General features: G+C 55.8%; 23 protein-coding genes and 1 other RNA gene. 16 read left to right on the top strand and 8 right to left on the bottom strand.

From position 1 onward, the window contains the following. Nucleotides 1-11 precede the first annotated feature (11 nt). Nucleotides 12-905 (bottom strand): DNA-binding transcriptional regulator ArgP, encoded by an 894-nt coding sequence (gene argP, locus HII27_RS23990; RefSeq protein WP_035896251.1) that lies wholly within the window; start codon nt 903-905, stop codon nt 12-14. 213 nt (nt 906-1,118) lie between these two features. Here argP and rpiA point away from each other — a divergent pair, with 213 nt between their 5' ends. From rpiA to HII27_RS27565, 3 genes are all read left to right on the top strand, one after another. Next, nucleotides 1,119-1,778: a ribose-5-phosphate isomerase RpiA gene (rpiA, locus tag HII27_RS23985; RefSeq protein ID WP_047347933.1), complete on the top strand. Its 660-nt coding sequence runs from the start codon at nt 1,119-1,121 to the stop codon at nt 1,776-1,778. A 265-nt stretch (nt 1,779-2,043) separates the two neighbouring features. Continuing rightward, on the top strand, nt 2,044-3,276 hold the full coding sequence (gene serA / locus HII27_RS23980) for a phosphoglycerate dehydrogenase (protein WP_185669875.1): 1,233 nt from the start codon (nt 2,044-2,046) through the stop codon (nt 3,274-3,276). Nucleotides 3,277-3,501: 225 nt separating this feature from the next. Beyond that, a complete protein-coding gene (locus HII27_RS27565; protein WP_185669884.1) occupies nt 3,502-3,561 on the top strand; it encodes a type I toxin-antitoxin system Ibs family toxin in 60 nt (19 codons plus the stop codon). A 91-nt stretch (nt 3,562-3,652) separates the two neighbouring features. Here the strand turns inward: HII27_RS27565 and HII27_RS23970 are convergent, their stop codons facing one another. From HII27_RS23970 to zapA, 3 genes are all read right to left on the bottom strand, one after another. Then, nucleotides 3,653-4,249, bottom strand: a complete 597-nt coding sequence (locus HII27_RS23970; RefSeq protein WP_185669874.1) for a 5-formyltetrahydrofolate cyclo-ligase — start codon at nt 4,247-4,249, stop codon at nt 3,653-3,655. A gap of 19 nt (nt 4,250-4,268) precedes the next feature. Then, a non-coding RNA gene (ssrS, locus tag HII27_RS23965) (6S RNA) lies at nt 4,269-4,452 on the bottom strand. Between the two features lie 41 nt (nt 4,453-4,493). Next, nucleotides 4,494-4,823, bottom strand: a complete 330-nt coding sequence (gene zapA / locus HII27_RS23960) for a cell division protein ZapA (RefSeq protein ID WP_185669873.1) — start codon at nt 4,821-4,823, stop codon at nt 4,494-4,496. Between the two features lie 158 nt (nt 4,824-4,981). On the opposite strand from zapA, the gene HII27_RS23955 reads away from it, so the two are divergent. The 8 genes from HII27_RS23955 (at nt 4,982) to HII27_RS23920 (ending at nt 15,143) form a co-directional block, all read left to right on the top strand. Next, a complete protein-coding gene (locus HII27_RS23955; protein WP_185669872.1) occupies nt 4,982-5,560 on the top strand; it encodes a YecA/YgfB family protein in 579 nt (192 codons plus the stop codon). Between the two features lie 69 nt (nt 5,561-5,629). Beyond that, nucleotides 5,630-6,946 (top strand): Xaa-Pro aminopeptidase, encoded by a 1,317-nt coding sequence (pepP, locus tag HII27_RS23950; RefSeq protein ID WP_185669871.1) that lies wholly within the window; start codon nt 5,630-5,632, stop codon nt 6,944-6,946. Then, a complete protein-coding gene (ubiH, locus tag HII27_RS23945) occupies nt 6,943-8,121 on the top strand; it encodes a 2-octaprenyl-6-methoxyphenyl hydroxylase (protein ID WP_185669870.1) in 1,179 nt (392 codons plus the stop codon). The genes pepP and ubiH overlap by 4 nt, the downstream gene beginning before the upstream one ends. Before the next feature lie 21 nt (nt 8,122-8,142). Then, nucleotides 8,143-9,345, top strand: a complete 1,203-nt coding sequence (gene ubiI / locus HII27_RS23940) for an FAD-dependent 2-octaprenylphenol hydroxylase (RefSeq protein WP_185669869.1) — start codon at nt 8,143-8,145, stop codon at nt 9,343-9,345. 392 nt (nt 9,346-9,737) lie between these two features. Beyond that, nucleotides 9,738-10,832 carry a glycine cleavage system aminomethyltransferase GcvT gene (gene gcvT, locus HII27_RS23935; protein ID WP_185669883.1) on the top strand — a complete coding sequence of 365 codons (1,095 nt, stop codon included), beginning with the start codon at nt 9,738-9,740 and terminating at the stop codon, nt 10,830-10,832. Nucleotides 10,833-10,858: 26 nt separating this feature from the next. Beyond that, the gene (gene gcvH, locus HII27_RS23930; RefSeq protein WP_052281990.1) at nt 10,859-11,248 is read left to right on the top strand and encodes a glycine cleavage system protein GcvH; all 390 of its coding nucleotides are present in this window, start codon (nt 10,859-10,861) and stop codon (nt 11,246-11,248) included. A 217-nt stretch (nt 11,249-11,465) separates the two neighbouring features. Next, entirely contained in the window at nt 11,466-14,339 is a 2,874-nt protein-coding gene (gene gcvP / locus HII27_RS23925) for an aminomethyl-transferring glycine dehydrogenase (protein ID WP_185669868.1), read from the top strand. Between the two features lie 60 nt (nt 14,340-14,399). Then, nucleotides 14,400-15,143, top strand: a complete 744-nt coding sequence (locus tag HII27_RS23920; RefSeq protein ID WP_185669867.1) for an SDR family oxidoreductase — start codon at nt 14,400-14,402, stop codon at nt 15,141-15,143. 107 nt (nt 15,144-15,250) lie between these two features. Here the strand turns inward: HII27_RS23920 and bglA are convergent, their stop codons facing one another. Beyond that, nucleotides 15,251-16,684, bottom strand: a complete 1,434-nt coding sequence (gene bglA / locus HII27_RS23915; RefSeq protein ID WP_185669866.1) for a 6-phospho-beta-glucosidase BglA — start codon at nt 16,682-16,684, stop codon at nt 15,251-15,253. A 120-nt stretch (nt 16,685-16,804) separates the two neighbouring features. Next, complete coding sequence (locus HII27_RS23910) at nt 16,805-17,533, bottom strand: MurR/RpiR family transcriptional regulator (protein WP_185669882.1); 729 nt, start codon at nt 17,531-17,533, stop codon at nt 16,805-16,807. Nucleotides 17,534-17,584: 51 nt separating this feature from the next. Here HII27_RS23910 and yqfB point away from each other — a divergent pair, with 51 nt between their 5' ends. Beyond that, nucleotides 17,585-17,899: a N(4)-acetylcytidine aminohydrolase gene (yqfB, locus tag HII27_RS23905; RefSeq protein ID WP_185669865.1), complete on the top strand. Its 315-nt coding sequence runs from the start codon at nt 17,585-17,587 to the stop codon at nt 17,897-17,899. A 158-nt stretch (nt 17,900-18,057) separates the two neighbouring features. Further along, complete coding sequence (gene trhA, locus HII27_RS23900) at nt 18,058-18,720, top strand: PAQR family membrane homeostasis protein TrhA (RefSeq protein ID WP_185669864.1); 663 nt, start codon at nt 18,058-18,060, stop codon at nt 18,718-18,720. 101 nt (nt 18,721-18,821) lie between these two features. On the opposite strand, the gene ygfZ is transcribed toward trhA, so the two are convergent. Next, complete coding sequence (gene ygfZ / locus HII27_RS23895) at nt 18,822-19,805, bottom strand: tRNA-modifying protein YgfZ (protein WP_185669863.1); 984 nt, start codon at nt 19,803-19,805, stop codon at nt 18,822-18,824. Nucleotides 19,806-20,052: 247 nt separating this feature from the next. Between ygfZ and sdhE the strand changes: the two genes are divergently transcribed. After that, nucleotides 20,053-20,319, top strand: a complete 267-nt coding sequence (sdhE, locus tag HII27_RS23890) for an FAD assembly factor SdhE (RefSeq protein ID WP_185669862.1) — start codon at nt 20,053-20,055, stop codon at nt 20,317-20,319. Beyond that, on the top strand, nt 20,300-20,716 hold the full coding sequence (locus tag HII27_RS23885; RefSeq protein WP_185669861.1) for a protein YgfX: 417 nt from the start codon (nt 20,300-20,302) through the stop codon (nt 20,714-20,716). Before sdhE ends, HII27_RS23885 begins: the two co-directional genes overlap by 20 nt. Here HII27_RS23885 and fldB read toward each other — a convergent pair. After that, nucleotides 20,713-21,234 (bottom strand): flavodoxin FldB, encoded by a 522-nt coding sequence (gene fldB, locus HII27_RS23880; RefSeq protein ID WP_185669860.1) that lies wholly within the window; start codon nt 21,232-21,234, stop codon nt 20,713-20,715. The genes HII27_RS23885 and fldB overlap by 4 nt on opposite strands. Nucleotides 21,235-21,336: 102 nt before the next feature. On the opposite strand from fldB, the gene xerD reads away from it, so the two are divergent. Then, complete coding sequence (gene xerD / locus HII27_RS23875; protein ID WP_185669859.1) at nt 21,337-22,233, top strand: site-specific tyrosine recombinase XerD; 897 nt, start codon at nt 21,337-21,339, stop codon at nt 22,231-22,233.

The following is a 22,233-nucleotide window of genomic DNA, read 5'->3' as shown; positions in this document are numbered from 1 at the left end:
AAGGAAAAAGCTTAATCCTGACGCAGCACCTTATGCCCATAAGCCAACAACGCATCCGTCACTTTCCGCATCATTCGACTCTCCGGCGCAAACCGGTGCCAGTAAAGCATCCGACGCTGGAACAGCCCAGGCGTCAAGTCAATCAGTTCCCCGCTTGCCAGCTCTTTCTCTATCTGCAAATGCGGGATCATACAGCAGGTCGTCCCCTGACGGGCCAGCTGCACAAACGCTTCTGACGAGTTCACGATATGGCACGGTACGCTACCCGGCGGCAGATCGAAGTTTTGCTGCAAAAAGGCCTGGTGCATATCGTCCAGATGATCGAAGGCCACGGCCGGCGCTTTCAGCAGCGCAGAGCGGGTTACTCCGTTAGGAAAATAGCGCTCGGCAAATGCTTTTGACCCGACAAATAGATAGTCGAGTGCCCCGAGCTGATCGACCAGACAGCTTGGCAGCGCCTGTGGTTGAATACTCACCGCGCCAACCACTTCACCACGGCGCAAACGCTCCTGGGTCCGGGTTTCATCTTCTACCTGCAAATTCAAACGAATAGGGGAGTTGGCCAACACGTCAGCAAGCGCTGGCAGCAGCCAGGTTGCCAGACTGTCGGCGTTGACTGCTAGAGACAGCAGCAGCGGTGTGGAGCCGGTTTGCTCATCGCCAAGCCACTCCTCTTCCAGCAGCTCAACCTGACGCAGCAGCGCCAGCAGCTTCTGCCCCTGTTCCGTTGGGCGCGGCGGCACGGTTCGCACCAGCAACGGCTGACCGAACATGTTCTCCAGCTGCTTAATGCGCTGGGAAACGGCGGACTGAGTGATGCACAGTTTCTGCGCGGCGCGCTCAAACCCACGTTCCCTGATAACGGCATCCAGCGCCTGTAGTGTTCTGTAGTCCGGACGTTTCATTGCTCTGAGGTACTCCCCTATAGGTGTTATCTGCACTATGACATAAATTTACCCGATATACAGACGAAAATGGTTTGCAGTTTACTGTGATAGAGGTCACGTGTTGGGCATCTGCTTTATCGCACCCGGCCTGAGGTTTCCCGGCTGCTCGAATTGTTCCAGGGTTATGTTCTATAATGCGCGGCAGTTGATGACACCACAGGCGAAACGATCATGACGCAGGATGAACTGAAAAAAGCAGTAGGCTGGGCAGCACTTCAATACGTACAGCCGGGTACGATTGTTGGTGTGGGCACGGGGTCTACTGCGGCGCACTTTATTGACGCGCTGGGCACGATGAAAGGACAAATCGAAGGGGCGGTATCAAGCTCAGATGCCTCTACCGAGAAGCTGAAAAGCCTCGGCATTACCGTTTTCGATCTGAACGAAGTCGACCGTTTAGGCATCTACGTGGACGGTGCAGATGAGATCAACGGCCACATGCAGATGATCAAAGGCGGCGGTGCAGCGCTGACGCGCGAAAAAATCATTGCCTCCGTTGCGGACAAATTTATCTGTATCGCTGATGCTTCCAAGCAGGTTGATATCCTGGGTAACTTCCCGCTGCCGGTTGAAGTGATCCCAATGGCTCGCAGCGCTGTGGCGCGTGAACTGGTAAAACTGGGCGGTCGTCCAGAGTACCGTCAGGGCGTCGTGACCGATAACGGCAACGTGATCCTTGATGTGCACGGCCTGGAAATTCTCGATGCTATCGCACTGGAAAACGCGATTAACGGCATTCCAGGTGTGGTCACCGTGGGTCTGTTCGCGAACCGTGGTGCGGACGTCGCGCTGATTGGTACCGCCGACGGCGTGAAAACCATCGTGAAATGATCTGGCCGGGGGGAAAATACAATTTCCCCCATTTTTTTTATGTGGGCTAAATTCGGTGACTTGTGTCACATTTTTGCGTCACACATTATTAACATCCCACGTTTATCTTTCCACTTAGCATTTTATGCTGGCATTTCCCGCTGCATGACATTTCCTCATCACCCCGACGCAAACGTTCATATTGCCGCAATAATTTTTTTTGATATGTTGCTTAGGTGAACTTTCGTTCACCACAACATGAGTAAAACAAAGACAGGACGGGGAAATGGCTAAGGTATCACTGGAAAAAGAGAAAATTAAATTTCTGCTGGTTGAAGGCGTGCACCAGAAGGCGGTGGATAGTCTGCGCGCGGCAGGCTACACCAATATCGAGTTTCACAAGGGTGCGCTGGATAGCGAACAGCTGAAAGAGTCGATCCGTGATGCCCATTTCATCGGCCTGCGTTCCCGTACTCACCTGACGGAAGAGGTTTTTGCTGCCGCAGAGAAGCTGGTGGCGGTGGGCTGCTTCTGTATCGGTACCAACCAGGTTGACCTGGTAGCGGCGGCCAAACGCGGCGTTCCTGTATTTAACGCACCATTCTCTAACACTCGCTCCGTGGCGGAACTGGTGATCGGCGAACTGCTGCTGCTGCTTCGCGGTATCCCGGAAGCGAACGCCAAAGCGCACCGTGGCGTGTGGAACAAACTGGCGGCGGGCTCTTATGAAGCGCGCGGCAAAAAGCTGGGCATTATTGGCTACGGCCACATCGGCACCCAGCTCGGTATTCTGGCGGAATCGCTGGGGATGCATGTCTTCTTCTACGATATTGAAAACAAGCTACCGCTAGGTAACGCCACCCAGGTACAGCATCTTTCTGACCTGCTGAACATGAGCGACGTGGTCAGCCTGCACGTGCCAGAAAATGCGTCAACCAAGAACATGATGGGCGCAGAAGAACTGGCGCTGATGAAACCAGGCGCGCTGCTGATTAACGCCTCACGCGGCACGGTTGTTGAAATCCCTGCGCTGTGCGATGCGCTGGCGCGTAAGCACCTGGCCGGGGCGGCTATCGACGTCTTCCCAACCGAACCTGCTACCAACAGCGAGCCGTTCACCTCGCCGCTGTGTGAGTTCGACAACGTTATCCTGACGCCGCACATCGGCGGTTCTACCCAGGAAGCGCAGGAGAACATCGGCCTGGAAGTGGCTGGCAAACTGATTAAGTACTCCGATAACGGCTCTACGCTCTCCGCGGTCAACTTCCCGGAAGTGTCGCTGCCGCTGCACGGCGGTCGTCGTCTGCTGCACATCCACGAAAACCGTCCTGGCGTGCTGACAGCGCTCAACCAAATCTTCGCCGAGCAGGGCGTGAACATTGCCGCACAGTACCTGCAAACCACACCGCAGATGGGTTATGTGGTTATCGATATTGAAGCGGAAGAAGATGTGGCGGAGAAAGCACTGCTGAGCATGAAGGCGATTCCGGGCACCGTCCGCGCGCGTCTGCTGTACTAATCTTTATCCATTCTCTCCAGACGGGCAGACCAAAGGTCAGCCCGTTTTTGTTTTCTGTTTCCGTACTGCAACTCATACATGGCATTGACGAGCCTCACCGCAAACGGTGATTAAAGGTTCTGCTGCGCATTGTGTGTGGGGAAAAGGATTTTACGATAGGGGTTCAGCATAGGGCTGAAACGGAAAAGCCCCTACCGAAGCAGGGGCTCTAAAAGGAAAGGGATAATGATGAGACTCGTCATCATACTGCTGATTTTGTTAATCATCGCTTGGCCAGCATATTAACAAGATTTACGCAGGAGGGAGGTTCGCCTCTCTCACCCTTTACCGAGGAATCTAGGTCAAAAAAGAATCGATGTCAATCGGCAGAAAATGCTTACCACTGCCACACCTTCGACGGTGTGACTACGGCCGGTAGAGGAATATCCCACTCTTCAACCGGCAGACCATCGACCAACTGACAGTCGTGAGCATAGCCGACGGGCTGGATGCCGTGCTGCTGCCAGTTCTGCAACGTGCGGTCGTAAAAGCCTCCGCCCATGCCCAGCCGTTGGCCCAGTTTATCAAAGGCAACCAGCGGCGTTATCAACACGTCGAGATTCGCCAGCGGCAGCACATCGCGCACATCAAGCTTCGGTTCGCGGATTTTCAGGCGGTTCGTCACCAGTTCGCTGTGCGGATGGTAATGCAGAAACAGCAGATTTCCAGGACTAAACGGGTGCAATACGGGCAGGTAGACGCGCTTACCGGCTTGCCAGAGCTGTTCAATCAGGGGTTGGGTATCAAGCTCACCGTCAAAGGATAAGAACAGCGCGACGGTTTTTGCCATCACCACGGGAGGCCAGGCCATCATGCGGTCTGCGGCTTGCTCGCCGTAAAGCGTTTGTTGCTGGGGTGTGAGCGCACGACGGCGTTGCCGGATTAGCTGGCGAATGTGCTGTCGGGAATTTTGTTGCTCAGATGGATGCGTCATAAGACCGGTAGGTAGAAGGGGAATCTCCGAGATGCCGCCGCAGGCTGTAACCCTTGAACCCTTGGTTCAAGGTGAATGCGTCGTCACAGTTTTAAGGCTTCTCGGACGGACCGAGCATGCTCACCAACCGTGGAGCGCCACATTCTTGTGGTATGAAATATCGGCTCAGGGGACTGGCCCGCTTGCGAACATCTCAGAGAAATTTTGTCTTCACAGTCACTCTACCATAGTAAACTGCAAAGTGTTATTCAAACTTTGGGGCTGACTTATCGGATATGCGACCCTGGTCAAGCAATGCCTGTTCAATGGTCTGTTGCAGCATCCGAATGCGCTGTTCCATGCTGGAAGCATAGTCGCGCGTCTTTGCCCTTTCCTGAGTTAACTCATAGCTGATATTCAACGCGGCGATGAAAACCAGCTGCTCAGTATTTGTGACTCTAGTGCGTTCTTTCAGATCTTGCAACCGCTGATTCAGATCGTCCGCTGCCTGATTCAAAGCATCTCTTTGTTCAGGCGGGCAATTCACTCGCAGTGAACGGCCAAAAATTTGGATATCGACGGGTTGTGCAGACATGTCACCTTCCTGCTGATTGACTGCGCTTCCTTCACTCTCAGGATGTGAAGGGGCGACACTATAGCTACCCTGGTATGAAGATACAAGCCCTTTTCTGGTATCTCCAGGGTCCAAAGTGGTAGCATATCATGAATTCCACCCAACAATGACGAATGCGCATGTCTATACAGAACGAAATGCCGGGTTACACCGTGATGAACCAGCTGTTAAACCAACAAGGGGTAGGCCTGACGCCTGCAGAAATGCACGGTCTGCTGAGTGGATTGCTCTGCGGCGGAAACAAGGACAGCTCCTGGCAGCCGCTGGTTCACGACCTGACCAACGAAGGTCTGGCGTTTGGTCACGAGCTTGCCGAGTCGCTGCGTTCCATGCATGCGGCAACCAGCGATGCGCTGGAAGACGACGGCTTCCTTTTTCAGCTTTATCTGCCTGAAGGAGACGATGTCAGCGTGTTCGACCGCGCCGATGCGCTCTCCGGCTGGGTGAACCATTTCCTGCTCGGTCTGGGCATGGTACAGCCAAAACTGGATAAAGTGAGAGATGAAACCGGCGAAGCCATTGACGATCTTCGAAATATTGCGCAACTTGGCTATGAAGAAGATGAAGATCAGGAAGAGCTGGAAATGTCGCTGGAAGAAATTATCGAATACGTTCGCGTAGCGGCGCTGCTGTGCCACGATACTTTCACCCACCCACAGCCGACCGCGCCTGAAGTGCAAAAGCCAACATTACACTAATCACAACGCCCGCTCCGCTTGCTGCGCAAGGCCGGTAACCGGAGCGCTAAGGGATTGAAAGGAGATGTCATGACACAGCAAGCGTTTCTCCGCCGCCGCCAGGCATTACTGGCGCAAATGAAACCAGGCAGCGCGGCGCTGATTTTTGCCGCGCCAGAGGTGACTCGCAGCGCGGATTCTGAGTATCCCTATCGCCAGAACAGCGATTTCTGGTACTTCACCGGCTTTAACGAGCCTGAAGCCTTGCTGGTGCTGATTAAAAGCGATGACACTCACAACCACAGCGTGCTGTTCAACCGCGTTCGTGACCTGACGGCTGAAATTTGGTTTGGCCGTCGTCTGGGCCAGGACGCCGCACCGGAAAAACTGGGCGTTGACCGCGCACTGGCGTTCAGCGAAATCAATCAACAGCTGTTCCAGTTGCTGAACGGCCTGGACGTTATCTACCACGCGCAGGGCGAATACGCTTTTGCTGATGACATCGTCTTCACCGCGCTGGACAAGCTGCGTAAAGGGTCGCGCCAGAATCTCACTGCGCCGGACGCGATGATCGACTGGCGTCCGATGGTGCATGAAATGCGCCTGTTCAAAGACAGCGAAGAGATTGACATCCTGCGTCGCGCGGGCGAAATTTCTGCGCTGGCCCATACTCGCGCGATGGAAAAATGCCGTCCGGGGATGTTTGAATATCAGCTGGAAGGGGAGATCCTCCACGAATTCTCTCGCCACGGCGCGCGCTACCCGTCCTACAACACCATTGTGGGCGGCGGCGAAAACGGCTGCATCCTGCACTACACCGAGAACGAATCTGAGCTGCGCGATGGCGAGCTGGTGTTGATTGACGCGGGCTGCGAATACAAAGGCTACGCGGGCGATATCACCCGAACCTTCCCAGTGAACGGCAAATTTACCCCGGCACAGCGCGCTATCTACGATATCGTGCTTGCCTCGCTGTACAAATCCCTCGAGCTGTATCGCCCTGGCACCTCCATTCAGGAAGTGACCGGTGAAGTGGTGCGGATCATGGTGACCGGCCTGCACGGTCTGGGGATCCTTAAAGGGGAAATTGATCAGCTGATTACTGACAACGCCCACCGCCCGTACTTTATGCATGGCCTGAGCCACTGGCTGGGGCTGGATGTGCATGACGTTGGCGTCTACGGCGCCGACCGTTCCCGCGTGCTTGAGCCGGGGATGGTGCTGACCGTTGAGCCGGGCCTGTACATCGCGCCAGACGCGGACGTGCCGGCGGAATATCGCGGTATTGGTATTCGTATTGAAGACGATATTCTCATTACCGAAGACGGTAACGAGAACCTCACCGCGAGCGTGGTGAAGGATGCTGATGCCATTGAAGCGTTGATGGCAGCGGCACGTCAGCTATGAGCGTGATTATTGTCGGCGGCGGCATGACCGGCGCCACGCTGGCGCTGGCTATTTCGCAGCTGACGGCGGGCCGCCTTCCGGTGCACCTGATAGAGGCGGCGGATATTCACGCCGCCGAACATCCAGGCTTTGATGGGCGGGCGATTGCGCTGGCCGCTGGTACCTGCCAACAGCTGGCGAAGATTAACCTGTGGCAGGCGATTGCCGACTGTGCGACGCCGATTACCACCGTTCACGTCAGCGACCGCGGCCATGCCGGTTTTGTCACTCTTGATGCTCAGGATTATCGTCTCTCTGCACTCGGCAACGTGGTGGAACTGTACGACGTGGGCCAGCGGCTGTTTGGCCTGCTGCGCCATGCGCGCGGCGTCACGCTGCATTGTCCATCACGGGTATCGCTGGTTGAACGTCAGGCTGATGGTGTAAGCGTGACGCTGGATAACGGTGAAACGCTGCACGGCAAACTGCTGGTTGCCGCCGACGGTTCGCGCTCCACGCTCGGCGAGCAGTGCGGTATTGCCTGGCAGCAGGAGCCGTATAATCAGGTGGCGGTGATTGCCAACGTCTCCACCGCCGTGGCGCATCAGGGGCGGGCGTTTGAACGCTTTACCGAGCATGGCCCTATCGCCATGCTGCCAATGTCGCAGAACCGCTGTTCGCTGGTGTGGTGCCATCCGTTGGCGCGCCATGACGATGTGCTCAACTGGTCAGAGGCTGAGTTTTGCCGTGAGCTACAGAAAGCGTTCGGCTGGCGTCTGGGACGCATTACTCAGGCAGGAGCTCGTAGCGTGTATCCGTTATCGCTGACCACCGCAACCCGGACGGTATCGCACCGCCTGGCGCTGGTGGGCAACGCGGCGCAGACGCTGCATCCGATTGCCGGACAAGGTTTTAACCTCGGCATGCGCGATGTCATGACGCTGGCGGAACATCTGGCAGGCGCGCACGAGGCCAATCAGGATATCGGCGACTACTCGCTGCTGTGCCATTACCAACGCCAGCGTGCGGAAGATAAAGCCGCCACGATTGGCGTAACCGACGGGCTGGTGCATCTGTTCGCCAACCGTTGGGCTCCGCTGGTAGTCGGGCGCAACGTGGGCCTGATGACGATGGAATTATTTACCCCTGCACGCGATGTGCTGGCACAGCGGACGCTGGGCTGGGTCGCCCGCTAATCAGCAGTTTAAGGAGTTAATGTGCAAAGTGTTGATGTTGCCATCGTAGGCGGTGGAATGGTTGGGCTGGCGGTAGCCTGCGGTTTACAGGGCAGCGGCCTGCGGGTTGCCGTGCTGGAACAGTCGCTACCGCAGGCGCTTGCCGCCGATGCGCCACCTGCGCTACGCGTCTCCGCCATCAATGCGGGCAGCGAAAAGTTGCTCACAAAGCTGGACGTCTGGTCGGCCATTACCGCCCAGCGCGCCAGTTGCTACCACGGCATGGAAGTGTGGGATAAAGACAGCTTCGGTCGCATTACGTTTGATGACCGCAGCATGGGTTACAGCCATCTCGGCCATATTGTTGAAAACGCGGTGATTCACCACGCGTTGTGGCAGAAAGCCGAGCGCAGTTCCGACGTCACGCTGATGGCACCCGCTGAACTGCAGCAGGTGGTCTGGGGTGAGAATGAAGCGTTTCTGACGCTGAAAGACGGCAATATGCTGACCGCGCGTCTGGTCGTGGGGGCGGACGGCGCTAACTCCTGGCTGCGCAGCAAAGCGGATATTCCGTTAACCTTCTGGGACTATCGCCATCACGCGCTGGTGGCGACCGTTCGCACCGAAGAGCCGCACGAGGCGGTGGCGCGCCAAAGTTTCCATGGTGAAGGTATTCTGGCCTTCCTGCCGCTCTCCGATCCGCATCTTTGTTCGATTGTCTGGTCGCTGTCGCCGCAGGAAGCGGAACGGATGCAGCAGGCCGATGACGCTGAATTTAACCAGAAGCTGAATATCGCCTTTGATAATCGCCTGGGGTTGTGCAAGGTGGAGAGCGAACGTCAGGTATACCCGTTGACCGGGCGCTATGCACGTCAGTTTGCCGCCCATCGTCTGGCGCTGGTCGGCGATGCAGCGCACACCATCCATCCTTTGGCCGGGCAGGGGGTGAACCTGGGCTTTATGGACGCCGCCGAGCTGATTGAAGAGCTGCGTCGTTTGCATATGCAGGGTAAAGACATCGGTCAGCATTTCTATCTGCGTCGCTACGAGCGCAGCCGTAAACACAGCGCCGCGCTGATGCTGGCGGGAATGCAGGGCTTCCGCGAGCTGTTTGCTGGCGAAAATCCGGCGAAAAAACTGCTGCGCGATCTCGGTCTTGCGTTGGCTGATACGCTACCCGGCGTGAAGCCGCAACTGATTCGTCAGGCAATGGGCCTGAACGACCTGCCAGAGTGGCTTCGTTAAGTCGCTCACACTTTTACTCCCGGTGGTTCTACCGGGAGTCTCCTCTCTCATTTGAAAAATTCTAATTTCACGCCGTTTTTCGCATTAGTTTTATTAATCCATGCATTTTCATGTTACGGAAAAAGCGCCCTGTTTTACGCATAAAATATTATCTTATGCTGAATTGTTAACCGTTGTTGTTAATAAAATGGGGTGTATTTCGCTTTTTTGCAGTCAATTCCTCTGTATGCTTTTTCGCGACTTTTGGTCATAAGCTAATGTGATGTCCCCTTTTTCAGGATGGTTTACCACGATGTTCGGTGGTAAGTTCAGGGAAAAGAGAACGTTTGCGTCGGTGCCCAGATGGGTGTCGGCGTTTGGTTTTGTGGTGCGATATATTCAACGAGGACATGATGGCTCAACAAACGCCTTTGTATGACCAGCACGTGTTATGTGGCGCGCGTATGGTGGATTTCCACGGCTGGATGATGCCGCTGCACTATGGCTCACAGATTGATGAGCACCACGCGGTGCGTACCGATGCCGGGATGTTCGATGTGTCGCACATGACCATCGTCGATCTCCACGGGCCGCGGACCCGAGAGTTTCTACGCTATCTGCTGGCAAACGACGTTGCCAAGCTCACCAAGCCCGGCAAGGCGCTCTACAGCGGTATGCTAAATGCATCGGGCGGCGTGATTGATGACCTGATCGTTTACTACCTTACCGAAGATTATTTCCGCCTCGTCGTTAACTCCGCCACCCGCGAAAAAGACCTCTCCTGGATTACCCAACACGCTGAACCTTATGCCATCGACATCACCGTCCGTGATGACCTGTCGCTGATTGCCGTACAGGGGCCGAACGCGCAGGCGAAAGCCGGCACGCTGTTCACCGATGAACAACGTCACGCTGTGGAAGGCATGAAGCCGTTCTTTGGCGTGCAGGCGGGTGACTTCTTTATCGCCACCACCGGTTACACCGGCGAAGCAGGCTATGAAATTGCCCTGCCAAAAGAGCAGGCCGCCGATTTCTGGCAGAAACTGGTTCAGGCTGGCGTGAAGCCTTGCGGTCTGGGCGCGCGTGATACGTTGCGTCTGGAAGCCGGGATGAATCTCTACGGCCAGGAGATGGACGAAAGCATCTCCCCGCTGGCGGCCAACATGGGCTGGACCATCGCCTGGGAACCGGCCGAACGCAACTTTATCGGTCGCGACGTACTGGAGCTGGAGCGTGAGAAAGGTACTGAGCAGTTGGTCGGCCTGGTGATGACCGAAAAAGGCGTCCTGCGCGGTGAACTGCCGGTGCGCTTTACCGATGCCCGCGGCAACGCGTGCGAAGGTGTGATCACCAGCGGGACTTTCTCGCCAACCTTAGGCCATAGTATTGCGCTGGCTCGCGTCCCGGCTGGGATTGGCGAGATGGCGATCGTGCAGATCCGCAACCGCGAGATGCCGGTCAAAGTGACAAAACCTATTTTTGTGCGTAACGGCAAGGCCGTCGCGTAAGCCCTTTTTATTCTGGAGATTTTTTGATGAGCAACGTACCAGCAGAACTGAAATACAGCAAAGAACACGAATGGCTGCGCAAAGAAGCTGACGGTAGCTACACCGTTGGTATCACCGAACACGCACAGGAATTACTGGGTGACATGGTCTTCGTTGACCTGCCGGAAGTCGGTGCCACCGTTAGCGCGGGCGACGACTGCGCCGTGGCGGAGTCCGTTAAAGCGGCTTCCGATATCTATGCACCGATCAGCGGCGAAATCGTTGCCGTGAACGACGAACTGGGCGACTCGCCGGAGCTGGTGAACAGCGAACCGTACGCGGGCGGCTGGATCTTTAAGATCAAAGCCAGCGACGAAGCGGAAGTTGCCGCGCTGCTGGATGCGACTGCATACGAAGCCCTGTTAGAAGACGAATAAATACGCTTCATACTTCGCGCTGCAGGCGCGTTGGCTGCGTTCGTTCAGCCCAGTCACGTACTTATGTACGCTCCTGGGCATTCACTTACTTGCCGCCTTCCTGCAACGCGAATTATTTTGCGTATTCGGCGTAGTTTGTAGGCCCGGTAAGCGAAGTGCCACCGGGCAGGTCAGTTAGACAATTACGATTCACCGCACGTTTCAGGAACCATCGCTCATGACACAGACTTTAAGCCAGCTTGAAAACCGTGGCGCGTTTATTGAACGTCACATCGGGCCGGATGCCCAGCAGCAGCAAGAGATGCTCAAAACAGTTGGCGCGGATTCATTAAACGCACTGATTGCGCAGATCGTGCCGAAAGATATCCAGCTTGCTACGCCGCCACAGGTTGGCGAGGCCACCACCGAGTTTGCCGCGCTGGCGGAGCTGAAGGTGATTGCCGGTCGCAACAAGCGCTTTAAGTCATACATTGGCATGGGTTACACCCCGGTACAGCTGCCGCCGGTTATCCAGCGCAACATGCTGGAAAACCCGGGCTGGTACACCGCGTACACCCCGTATCAGCCAGAAGTTTCTCAGGGTCGTCTGGAAGCGCTGCTCAACTTCCAGCAGGTGACGCTGGATCTGACCGGTCTCGATATGGCCTCCGCCTCTCTGCTGGACGAAGCCACCGCAGCCGCTGAAGCGATGGCGATGGCCAAGCGCGTGAGCAAACTGAAGAACGCCAACCGTTTCTTCGTTGCCGCTGACGTGCATCCGCAGACTCTGGACGTCGTCCGTACCCGTGCGGAAACCTTCGGTTTTGACGTGATTGTCGACGACGCTGGCAAAGCACTGGAGCATCAGGACGTCTTCGGCGTGCTGCTGCAGCAGGTCGGGACCACCGGTGAAGTTCATGACTACAGCCAGCTGATTGCTGAACTGAAATCTCGTAAAGTCGTCGTCAGCGTTGCTGGCGATTTCATGGCGCTGGTGCTGTTAACCGCACCGGGCAAGCAGGGCGCGGATATTGTCTTCGGCTCTGCGCAGCGTTTCGGCGTACCGATGGGCTACGGCGGCCCGCACGCGGCATTCTTTGCCGCAAAAGATGAATTCAAACGCGCCATGCCTGGCCGTATTATCGGCGTATCGAAAGATGCCGCTGGCAATACCGCGCTGCGCATGGCGATGCAGACCCGCGAGCAGCACATTCGCCGCGAGAAAGCGAACTCCAACATCTGTACCTCGCAGGTACTGCTGGCTAACATCGCCAGCCTGTACGCGGTGTTCCATGGCCCGGCTGGCCTGAAGCGTATTGCCAACCGCATTCACCGCCTGACCGATATTCTGGCCGCGGGTTTGCAGCAGAAAGGCCAAAAGCTGCGTCATGCGCACTACTTCGACACCCTGTGTGTGGAAGTGGCGGATAAAGCCGCCGTACTGGCGCGCGCTCAGGCAGCAGAAATCAACCTGCGCAGCGATATCCTCAATGCGGTAGGTATCACCCTGAACGAAACCACCACCCGTGAAGATGTATTGGCGCTGTTTAGCGTGATTCTCGGCGACAATCACGGTCTGGACATCGATGCGCTGGATAAAGACGTGGCGCTCGACAGCCGCTCTATCCCGCAAGCGATGCTGCGCGACGACGCGATCCTGAGCCATCCGGTGTTTAACCGCTATCACAGCGAAACCGAAATGATGCGCTACATGCACTCGCTGGAGCGTAAAGATCTGGCGCTGAACCAGGCGATGATCCCGCTGGGTTCCTGCACCATGAAGCTCAACGCTGCGGCGGAAATGATCCCTATCACCTGGCCGGAATTTGCTGAACTGCACCCGTTCTGCCCGGTTGATCAGGCGGAAGGCTACCATCAGATGATCGGTCAGCTCTCCGAGTGGCTGGTGAAACTGACCGGCTATGACGCGCTCTGCATGCAGCCGAACTCTGGCGCACAGGGTGAATATGCGGGCCTGCTGGCGATTCGTCACTACCACGAAAGCCGCAACGACGGTCATCGTGATATCTGTCTGATCCCGAGCTCAGCACACGGTACCAACCCAGCTTCTGCGCAGATGGCGGGGATGCAGGTGGTGGTGGTGGCCTGCGATAAGAACGGCAACATCGATCTGGCGGATCTGCGCGCGAAAGCGGAGCAGCATGCGGACAACCTTTCCTGCATCATGGTGACCTACCCGTCCACCCACGGCGTGTACGAAGAGACTATCCGTGAAGTGTGCGAAATTGTTCACCAGTTCGGCGGCCAGGTGTACCTCGACGGCGCAAACATGAACGCCCAGGTTGGTATTACTTCCCCAGGTTTCATCGGCGCGGACGTTTCGCACCTTAACCTGCATAAAACCTTCTGCATTCCACACGGCGGCGGCGGCCCAGGTATGGGTCCTATCGGCGTGAAGTCACACCTGGCGCCGTTTGTTCCGGGCCATAGCGTGGTGCACATTGAAGGCATGCTGACCCGTCAGGGCGCGGTTTCCGCGGCACCGTTCGGCAGCGCTTCCATTCTGCCAATCAGCTGGATGTACATCCGCATGATGGGCGCAGAAGGGCTGAAGCAGGCAAGCCAGGTGGCGATCCTCAACGCTAACTACATTGCGACTCGCCTGAAAGATGCCTATCCGGTGCTCTACACTGGCCGTGACGGTCATGTGGCGCACGAATGTATTCTGGATATTCGTCCGCTGAAAGAAGAGACCGGCATCAGCGAGCTGGATATTGCTAAGCGCTTGATTGACTACGGTTTCCACGCGCCAACCATGTCCTTCCCGGTGGCCGGTACCCTGATGGTTGAGCCAACGGAATCCGAAGGCAAAGCCGAGCTGGACCGCTTTATTGACGCAATGCTGGCGATCCGCAGCGAAATCGACCGCGTGAAAGCGGGTGAATGGACGCTCGAAGATAACCCGCTGGTCAACTCCCCGCACACCCAGAATGAGCTGGTGGCGGAGTGGAACCACGGCTATAGCCGCGAAATCGCCGTCTTCCCGGCAGGTATGGCGAACAAGTACTGGCCGACGGTGAAACGCCTCGACGACGTTTACGGCGACCGTAACCTGTTCTGCTCCTGCGTGCCGATGAGCGAATATCAGTAATGCTCTGATTAGGCTATCTTTTAAAGGCGCTTCGGCGCCTTTATTTTTTGGGAGACGCGAATGGCAATGGCATTAGTAACCGGCGCGAGCCGGGGAATTGGTCGGGCGACGGCGTTACAGCTGGCGCAGGAAGGCTATACGGTGGCGGTGAACTATCACCGCAACGAAGTCGCCGCCAACGACGTGGTAAACACGATTATTTCGCAGGGCGGCAAGGCCTTTGCCGTTCAGGCGGATATTGGCGATGAAGCGCAGGTGGAAGCGATGTTTGCCCGCCTCGACCAGCAGGATGAACCGCTAACGGCGCTGGTCAACAACGCGGGCGTGCTGTTCACCCAAAGCCGCGTAGAGGCGTTAACCGCCGAGCGTATCAACCGGGTATTGACCACCAACGTGACCGGCTATTTTCTCTGCTGCCGGGAAGCGGTAAAGCGGATGGCGTTACCGCACGGCGGGCAGGGCGGCGCGATTGTGAACGTCTCCTCGGCGGCGGCGCGCCTGGGCTCGCCGGGCGAATACGTGGACTATGCCGCCTCGAAAGGGGCGATTGATACGCTGACCACCGGGCTGTCGCTGGAAGTGGCGGCACAGGGTATTCGGGTGAACGGCGTCAGGCCTGGGTTTATCTATACCGAGATGCATGCCGACGGCGGGGAGCCGGGGCGCGTTGATCGGGTGAAGTCCGTGCTGCCGATGCAGCGTGGCGGCCAGCCGGAAGAGGTGGCGCAGGCGATTGTCTGGCTACTGAGCGAGAAGGCGTCGTATGTGACGGGGAGTTTTATTGAGTTGGCGGGTGGGAAGTAGTGTGGTGTATGCCCCTCACCCTAACCCTCTCCCCGTGGGGGAGAGGGGACCGACCGGTTTTCTCCCTCGCCCCTTTGGGGAGAGGGCCGGGGTGAGAGGAAACAGACTTACAAACTCTCGCCGTTGCTAGCAATCACCGCTTTATACCACTCAAAACTCTTCTTACGTGAACGCGACATATCACCCGTGCCGTCGTCGTGCTTGTTCACATAGATAAAGCCATAGCGCTTACTGTACTGGCCGGTGGTGAACGACACGCAGTCGATGCAGCCCCACGGCGTATAGCCCATCAGATCCACGCCATCATAGGTGACCGCTTTCATCATCTCTTCAACGTGTGCGCGCAAATAATCAATGCGGTAGTCGTCGTTAATGCTGCCGTCGGCTTCGACTTTGTCGTACGCGCCAAAGCCGTTTTCCACGATAAACAGCGGCTTCTGGTAGCGTTCGTACAGCTCGCACAGCGAGTAGCGCAGGCCAACCGGGTCAATCTGCCAGCCCCAGTCTGACGCTTTCACGTGTGGGTTCGGTACGCTGCCTTCAAAGCCGGAGATCGCGTCACCGCTGCCGCCCTCTGCCTTCACGGCGTTGGTCATGTAGTAGCTGAAACCAAGGTAGTCGCAGGTGCCTTCACGCAGAATCGCCTCGTCGCCTGCTTCCATCTTGATATTGAAACCACGACGTTCCCACTCGTTCAGCACGTAGCTTGGGTAGTAGCCGCGCAGCTGCACGTCGGTAAAGACGTAGCGTTCGCGCATCGACTCCTGGGCGAACATGACATCTTCCGGTTTGCAGGAGAACGGATAGAGCGCCACCATCGCCAGCATGCAGCCGACTTTCATCTCAGGGTTGATACGGCGAGCGGCTTTCACTGCCAGGGCACTGGCCACGAACTGGTGGTGCAGCACCTGGTACATGGTTTCTTCAGGGTTTTCATGCTCGGTGTAAACCACGCCAGAGCAGCAGTAGCCAAACAGCGGTGCGCGCCAGTTACGCTGGTTGTTGATTTCGTTGAAGGTCATCCAGTATTTGACCTTATTCTTGTAGCGCTCAAAGACGACTTCCGAGAAGCGAACAAAGAAATCAACGACTTTGCGGTTGGTCCAGCCGCCGTACTCCTGCACCAGGTGCAGCGGCATTTCGAAGTGGGAGAGGGTAATCACCGGCTCGATGTTGTACTTCAGCAGTTCATCGAACATGTCATCGTAGAATTTCAGCCCTTCTTCATTTGGCTGCGTTTCGTCACCTTTCGGGAAAATGCGGGTCCAGGCGATAGAGGTACGGAAGCACTTGAAGCCCATCTCGGCGAACAGCTTAATGTCTTCTTTGTAATGGCCGTGGAAGTCGATGGCTTCGTGGTTCGGGTAGTATTTGCCTGGCTCGACCTGCTGGGTAATTTCACGCGGTACGCCGTGGGCACCGCCGGTTAGCACGTCACAGATGCTGGGGCCTTTGCCGCCTTTATTCCAGCCGCCTTCAACCTGGTGGGCCGCAACCGCGCCACCCCATAAAAAGTCTTTCGGTAAGGTCAGTTTTTTCATCGTTGCTATGCTCAGTTATTGGGCTTAATAAATCTGAGTCTAACAAAGAGATAATAAATGTCACGATATAACAAATCCCACTTCAGGGAATATGTTACATCGAAAAAACACCCTGTATTTTTATGCTAATTTCTTCGCCAGTTTACGGCCTAACGATTCCAGAATATAGATAACCGGGATCTGCGTTGTAATATCGTAAACGCCGGCAATACGGGTTTGCGGTACATGCCAGGAGAGGTTGAAGTCGGCAAGCTTTGCCAGGCGTGAGTGTTCGTGGCTGGTGATGGACATAACCTTGCAGCGATGCAGGCTGAACTGCCCGGCAAAGCGCAGGATCTCTTCGGTTTCTCCCGATACCGAAAGCACGATCGCCAACGCGTTTTTCGCCATGTCATTGGTGACCGGGAAATAAGGGTCGTCAATATGGTTACTGAATTTACCAATATTTGAGAAGAATCGTGCGCCATATTTTGCCAGCGAGCCGGAGGTTCCTGCACCGACAAAAATAATACGTTCGGAAGAGAGGATAATATCCACCGCGTCATCCAGTAGTTTATCAAACTCGTCGTTATTAACGCTTTTGAAAAAACTGATAATTTCGCTGGCGCCAAAATTGGCTTGCTGCGGTTCATCCTGCTCTAAATATAATTTGAAGCGTACGCGGAACTCCGAGTAACCTTCGCAGTTGAGCTTTTTACAAAAGCGCATCACCGTGGTGGTGGAGACACCCGCCGCGTCGGCCAGTTCACGGATGGTCATGTACATCACCGTGTCGCGATTTTTAATGACGTAGTGATAGACCATCATCTCAAGATTATTGAGGCTGGCAACGGCGGCGTGGGAGAACATGCTCACGGTGATGGATACTCGTAAAAATAATGACCTGATAGGAATGATAACATGCAGCCAAACGACATTACCTTTTTTCAACGCTTTCAGGACGACATTCTCGCAGGACGCAAAACGATCACCCTGCGCGATGCTGCAGAGTCACACTTTAAGGTTGGGGACGTGCTGCGCGTGGGCCGCTATGAAGATGATGGCTACTTCTGCACCATCCGCGTGGTGGCAACCTCTACCGTCACGATGGATACGTTGACCGAGCGTCATGCGGAGCAGGAAAACATGGGTCTGCCGGAGCTGAAAAAGGTGATTGCGGATATCTATCCGGGCGAGAACCTGTTTTATGTTATTGAATTTAAATGTGTTGAATGAAAAAGTGTACACCTGTTAGCTGAATGAATTTGTTAACTCACTGATTATTTTGAGTTTATAAAAATTCATTTTTTTATTTTAGCTTACATGTGTTCACTGGAACCATTCTCAGTTACGCTAGGGTGTTTGCTTAATTTGTCGTTCGCCCGGAGCGCGTAATGGATAAGAAACCACTCATCAAGCAGGGATATTCTCTGGCAGAGGAAATTGCCAATAGCATCAGCCACGGCGTTGGCTTTGTCCTGGGGATTGTCGGGCTGGTTTTACTGCTGGTTCAGGCCGTTGACGCTAATGCCAACGCCACAGCGATCACCAGCTACAGCCTCTACGGCGGCAGCATGATCCTGCTGTTTCTGGCCTCCACGCTGTATCACGCCATTCCGTCACAGCGGGCCAAGGTGTGGCTGAAAAAATTCGACCACTGCGCTATCTATCTGCTGATTGCCGGTACCTATACGCCATTCCTGCTGGTAGGGCTGGACTCGCCGTTGGCGAAAGGGCTGATGATTGTTATCTGGAGCCTGGCGCTGCTGGGGATCCTGTTTAAGCTGACCATTGCGCACCGCTTTAAAGTTCTGTCGCTGGTGACCTATTTGACGATGGGTTGGCTGTCGCTGATTGTGGTCTATCAACTGGCGGTGAAGCTGGCGATTGGCGGCGTGACGCTGCTGGCGGTCGGCGGGGTGGTTTATTCGCTGGGGGTGATTTTCTACGTCTGTAAGCGCATTCCCTACAACCATGCTATCTGGCATGCGTTTGTGCTGGGCGGTAGCGCCTGTCATTTTCTGGCCATTTATCTGTACGTGGGGCAACACGCATAGATTCGGTGCAACCCCGGCGGCGCTGCGCTTGGCCGGGCTACGGTTGATCGGTAGCCCGGGCGAGGCGTTTACGCCGACCTCGGGGGAGGCACGAAACTCAACTACTCTTCGTCTAACGAATACGGCAGCGGCTTAATGCTCAACGTATTGGCATCGTCGCGCACGCGGAACACGCTGTCGGCTTCCATATCGTTGTTCATCACGACCTGCACCAGTATCTGACCATCTTCCAGCTGTACGGCGGCCAGCACGGTGCCGGTACGTCGCCAGTTGTCACCCATCTTGAGCTCAAGGTCTTCACCGGCTTCCGGTACGCGAGCGGCTTTGCCTGCCAGCGTCCATAGCGCGCGTTTGTTGGCCCCGCGGAACTTGGCGCGAGCGACCATCTCCTGCCCGGTATAGCACCCTTTTTTGAAGCTGATGCCGCCCAGCGCCTGCAGGTTGGTTGCCTGCGGAATAAACTGCGCGCTGTTTGCTTCATCAATCACCGGCAGACCGGCTTCGATATCCAGCGCCAGCCACTGCTGGCTGTTGTTAAGCTGGGCTTCGCCGCGCAGGGCTTCGGTGATGCGTTCAGCGGTTGCGGTATCGGTCACCAGCAGGAAACGTTCTTCCGGATGGGCAAACCACAGCAGGGAAGTTTCACCTTCCTGCAGGCACGGTTTCTCGGCGTTTGGTAGTTCCGCGAACAGGTTAGCCAGCGCGGCGCGGGCCTGGAAACCGGCCACGCCCAGCAGCACCGCGTCATCGTTTGGCGCAATCACCACCTTCGAGAAGACGGCGTATTTTTTCAGTTGGGTCAGCTGCGCTTCACGGACGCTGCGGCGCTCAATAAATGCAAAACCATCCTGACGATGGAACAGGCGCAGGTTGCTCCACATTTTGCCTTTCGCATCACAGTGGGCGACCAGCAGATGTTGATGTTCAGTCAATTGCGCCACGTCTGCCGTTACCTGACCCTGCAGGTATTTTTCACTGTCGGCACCGGTCACGGTCGCCAGCGCCCAATCATCGAGCGTCATCAGCGTCAGCGGTAAGCGGGCAGAGACGCCTGGCTGACGTGGAGGAAACGGAGTAAAAGCCATATTGATGTCCTGAATAGAGTTGCGAACGCACTTATTCACTCATGGTAAAAGAGATGCCTGCCATTGCAAGCGCTTTTGCAGGGCGTTTTGTGCCCTCTGCGCGTTCTGCGAAGCGGCTCGAAAGAAAAATAATCCCTTTCATATTTCAGGGCTTTTTTCGGAATATGACGCGTGAAACGTGATATTCCAGTAAGGTAACGGCAAAAAACACGTTAAACTAGTCACAACGTAATGCTGGAAGGAAATTATGGACATCAATAATAAAGCCCGTATCCACTGGGCATGCCGCCGCGGTATGCGCGAACTCGATATCTCCATCATGCCGTTCTTTGAGCACGAGTACGACACGCTCAGCGATGAAGACAAAGCGGTCTTCATTCGTCTTCTTGAATGCGACGATCCTGACCTCTTCAACTGGCTGATGAACCACGGCAAGCCTGACGACGCTAACCTTGAGCGCATGGTACAACTCATTCAAACACGGAATCGGGAACGTGGTCCTGTGGCAATCTGATTTACGCGTCTCCTGGCGCTCACAGTGGCTCTCTTTATTGCTCCACGGTCTGGTGGCGGCTTTCGTGCTGCTGATGCCGTGGCCGTTGAGTTACACGCCGCTCTGGCTGCTTTTGCTGTCGCTGGTGGTGTTTGACTGCGTACGTAGCCAACGACGCATTCACTCGCATCAGGGGGAGATTAAGCTGTTGATGGACGCAAGGCTGCGCTGGCGCAATCAGGATTACGAACTGCTTGGTACGCCGTGGATGCTGAATTCGGGGATGATGCTACGGATTCGTCGCCTGAATGGTGGCCGTCGTCAGCATCTGTGGCTGGCGGCTGACAGCATGAATCCTGAAGAGTGGCGCGACCTGCGGAGAATTCTTCTGCAGCAGCCCGCGCCCACGAAGCACTAAGAGAACTGCTCGGCCATCTCGCCGAGAATCTGTTCGCACCAGCTCTGAATGCGTTCATCGCTAAGATCGTACTGGTTGGTTTCATCCAGCGCGAGACCGACGAATAGCTGCCCGTCAGCAATCACCGGTTTCGGGCTGGTGAACTCATAGCCTTCAGTTGGCCAGTAGCCGACAAATTTCACCCCTTTGCTCGCCAGCTTATCGTGCAGCATACCCAGCGCATCGAGGAACCACTCGCCGTAGCCGAGCTGGTCTCCCATGCCGTACAGCGCGATGATTTTACCTTCCAGGTCTAGCGTGTCGAGCTGTTCCCAGACCGCTTCCCAATCTTCCTGAATTTCACCGAAATCCCAGGTTGGAATGCCGAGAATGAGCACCTCATATTGCTCCATCAGGGCGGGGGAATCATCTTTCAGGTTATGTAATGTGACCAGTTCCGGACCGATGATGTCGCGAATTTTTTCCGCTGCCATCTCGGTGTAGCAGGTGCTGGAACCGTAAAAAAGGCCGATATTCATGACGTACTGCTCTCGATTCTTGCGATGATGATGCGCCCAGTGTACCAGAAAGGGGGCTAATTCAGGCATAATGGTGCTGATTTAACACGCAGAGGGGCCGAGGTGGATAAGGATCTTGCTCGAATCGAACAGTTTCTCGATGCGCTGTGGCTGGAGCGCAATCTGGCTGAAAATACCCTTAGCGCCTACCGCCGTGACTTGACCATGGTGGTAGAGTGGCTGGCGCACCGCGAGCTCTCGCTGGAAACAGCGCAAAGCGACGACCTGCAAAATTTGCTCGCCGAACGTCAGCAGGGGGGCTATAAAGCAACCAGCACCGCCCGACTGCTGAGCGCCATGCGACGCTTCTTCCAGCATCTGTATCGTGAAAAATTCCGTCCGGACGATCCCAGCGCCCAGTTGGCATCACCGAAACTCCCCCAGCGGCTACCGAAAGATCTCAGCGAAGCGCAGGTAGAGCGTTTGCTGCAAGCACCGCTGGTCGATCAGCCGCTGGAGCTTCGCGATAAGGCTATGCTTGAAGTGCTGTATGCTACCGGCCTGCGCGTTTCCGAACTGGTGGGGCTGACGATGAGTGATATCAGCCTGCGTCAGGGCGTGGTTCGGGTGATCGGTAAAGGCAATAAAGAGCGGCTGGTGCCGCTCGGCGAAGAGGCCGTTTACTGGGTTGAGAACTGGCTGGAGCATGGCCGCCCCTGGATGCTTAACGGCGTGGCGATTGACGTCCTGTTCCCGAGTCAGCGTGCCCAGCAGATGACTCGCCAGACCTTCTGGCACCGCATTAAGCACTATGCCCAGTTGGCGGGTATCGACAGCGAAAAACTGTCACCGCACGTGTTGCGCCACGCTTTTGCGACGCATTTGCTGAACCACGGCGCGGATCTGCGTGTCGTACAAATGCTGTTGGGGCATAGCGATTTGTCGACCACACAAATTTATACGCACGTCGCGACAGAGCGGCTGCGACAACTTCATCAACAGCACCATCCACGAGCATGA

Origin of the sequence: Kluyvera sichuanensis, assembly GCF_014218705.1 — a bacterium.
In the GTDB taxonomy this organism is placed as follows: domain Bacteria; phylum Pseudomonadota; class Gammaproteobacteria; order Enterobacterales; family Enterobacteriaceae; genus Kluyvera; species Kluyvera sichuanensis.
Note: the sequence above shows the minus strand (reverse complement) of the source record. Positions and strands in the feature narration are given on the sequence as shown.

Excerpts from the sequence above, each read along its gene's own strand:
- argP (WP_035896251.1), bottom strand. The coding sequence starts at position 905 with ATGAAACGTCCGGACTACAGAACACTACAGGCGCTGGATGCCGTTATC.
- rpiA (WP_047347933.1), top strand. The coding sequence starts at position 1,119 with ATGACGCAGGATGAACTGAAAAAAGCAGTAGGCTGGGCAGCACTTCAA.
- serA (WP_185669875.1), top strand. The coding sequence starts at position 2,044 with ATGGCTAAGGTATCACTGGAAAAAGAGAAAATTAAATTTCTGCTGGTT.
- HII27_RS23970 (WP_185669874.1), bottom strand. The coding sequence starts at position 4,249 with ATGACGCATCCATCTGAGCAACAAAATTCCCGACAGCACATTCGCCAG.
- zapA (WP_185669873.1), bottom strand. The coding sequence starts at position 4,823 with ATGTCTGCACAACCCGTCGATATCCAAATTTTTGGCCGTTCACTGCGA.
- HII27_RS23955 (WP_185669872.1), top strand. The coding sequence starts at position 4,982 with ATGTCTATACAGAACGAAATGCCGGGTTACACCGTGATGAACCAGCTG.
- pepP (WP_185669871.1), top strand. The coding sequence starts at position 5,630 with ATGACACAGCAAGCGTTTCTCCGCCGCCGCCAGGCATTACTGGCGCAA.
- ubiH (WP_185669870.1), top strand. The coding sequence starts at position 6,943 with ATGAGCGTGATTATTGTCGGCGGCGGCATGACCGGCGCCACGCTGGCG.
- gcvT (WP_185669883.1), top strand. The coding sequence starts at position 9,738 with ATGGCTCAACAAACGCCTTTGTATGACCAGCACGTGTTATGTGGCGCG.
- gcvH (WP_052281990.1), top strand. The coding sequence starts at position 10,859 with ATGAGCAACGTACCAGCAGAACTGAAATACAGCAAAGAACACGAATGG.
- gcvP (WP_185669868.1), top strand. The coding sequence starts at position 11,466 with ATGACACAGACTTTAAGCCAGCTTGAAAACCGTGGCGCGTTTATTGAA.
- HII27_RS23920 (WP_185669867.1), top strand. The coding sequence starts at position 14,400 with ATGGCAATGGCATTAGTAACCGGCGCGAGCCGGGGAATTGGTCGGGCG.
- bglA (WP_185669866.1), bottom strand. The coding sequence starts at position 16,684 with ATGAAAAAACTGACCTTACCGAAAGACTTTTTATGGGGTGGCGCGGTT.
- HII27_RS23910 (WP_185669882.1), bottom strand. The coding sequence starts at position 17,533 with ATGTTCTCCCACGCCGCCGTTGCCAGCCTCAATAATCTTGAGATGATG.
- yqfB (WP_185669865.1), top strand. The coding sequence starts at position 17,585 with ATGCAGCCAAACGACATTACCTTTTTTCAACGCTTTCAGGACGACATT.
- trhA (WP_185669864.1), top strand. The coding sequence starts at position 18,058 with ATGGATAAGAAACCACTCATCAAGCAGGGATATTCTCTGGCAGAGGAA.
- ygfZ (WP_185669863.1), bottom strand. The coding sequence starts at position 19,805 with ATGGCTTTTACTCCGTTTCCTCCACGTCAGCCAGGCGTCTCTGCCCGC.
- sdhE (WP_185669862.1), top strand. The coding sequence starts at position 20,053 with ATGGACATCAATAATAAAGCCCGTATCCACTGGGCATGCCGCCGCGGT.
- fldB (WP_185669860.1), bottom strand. The coding sequence starts at position 21,234 with ATGAATATCGGCCTTTTTTACGGTTCCAGCACCTGCTACACCGAGATG.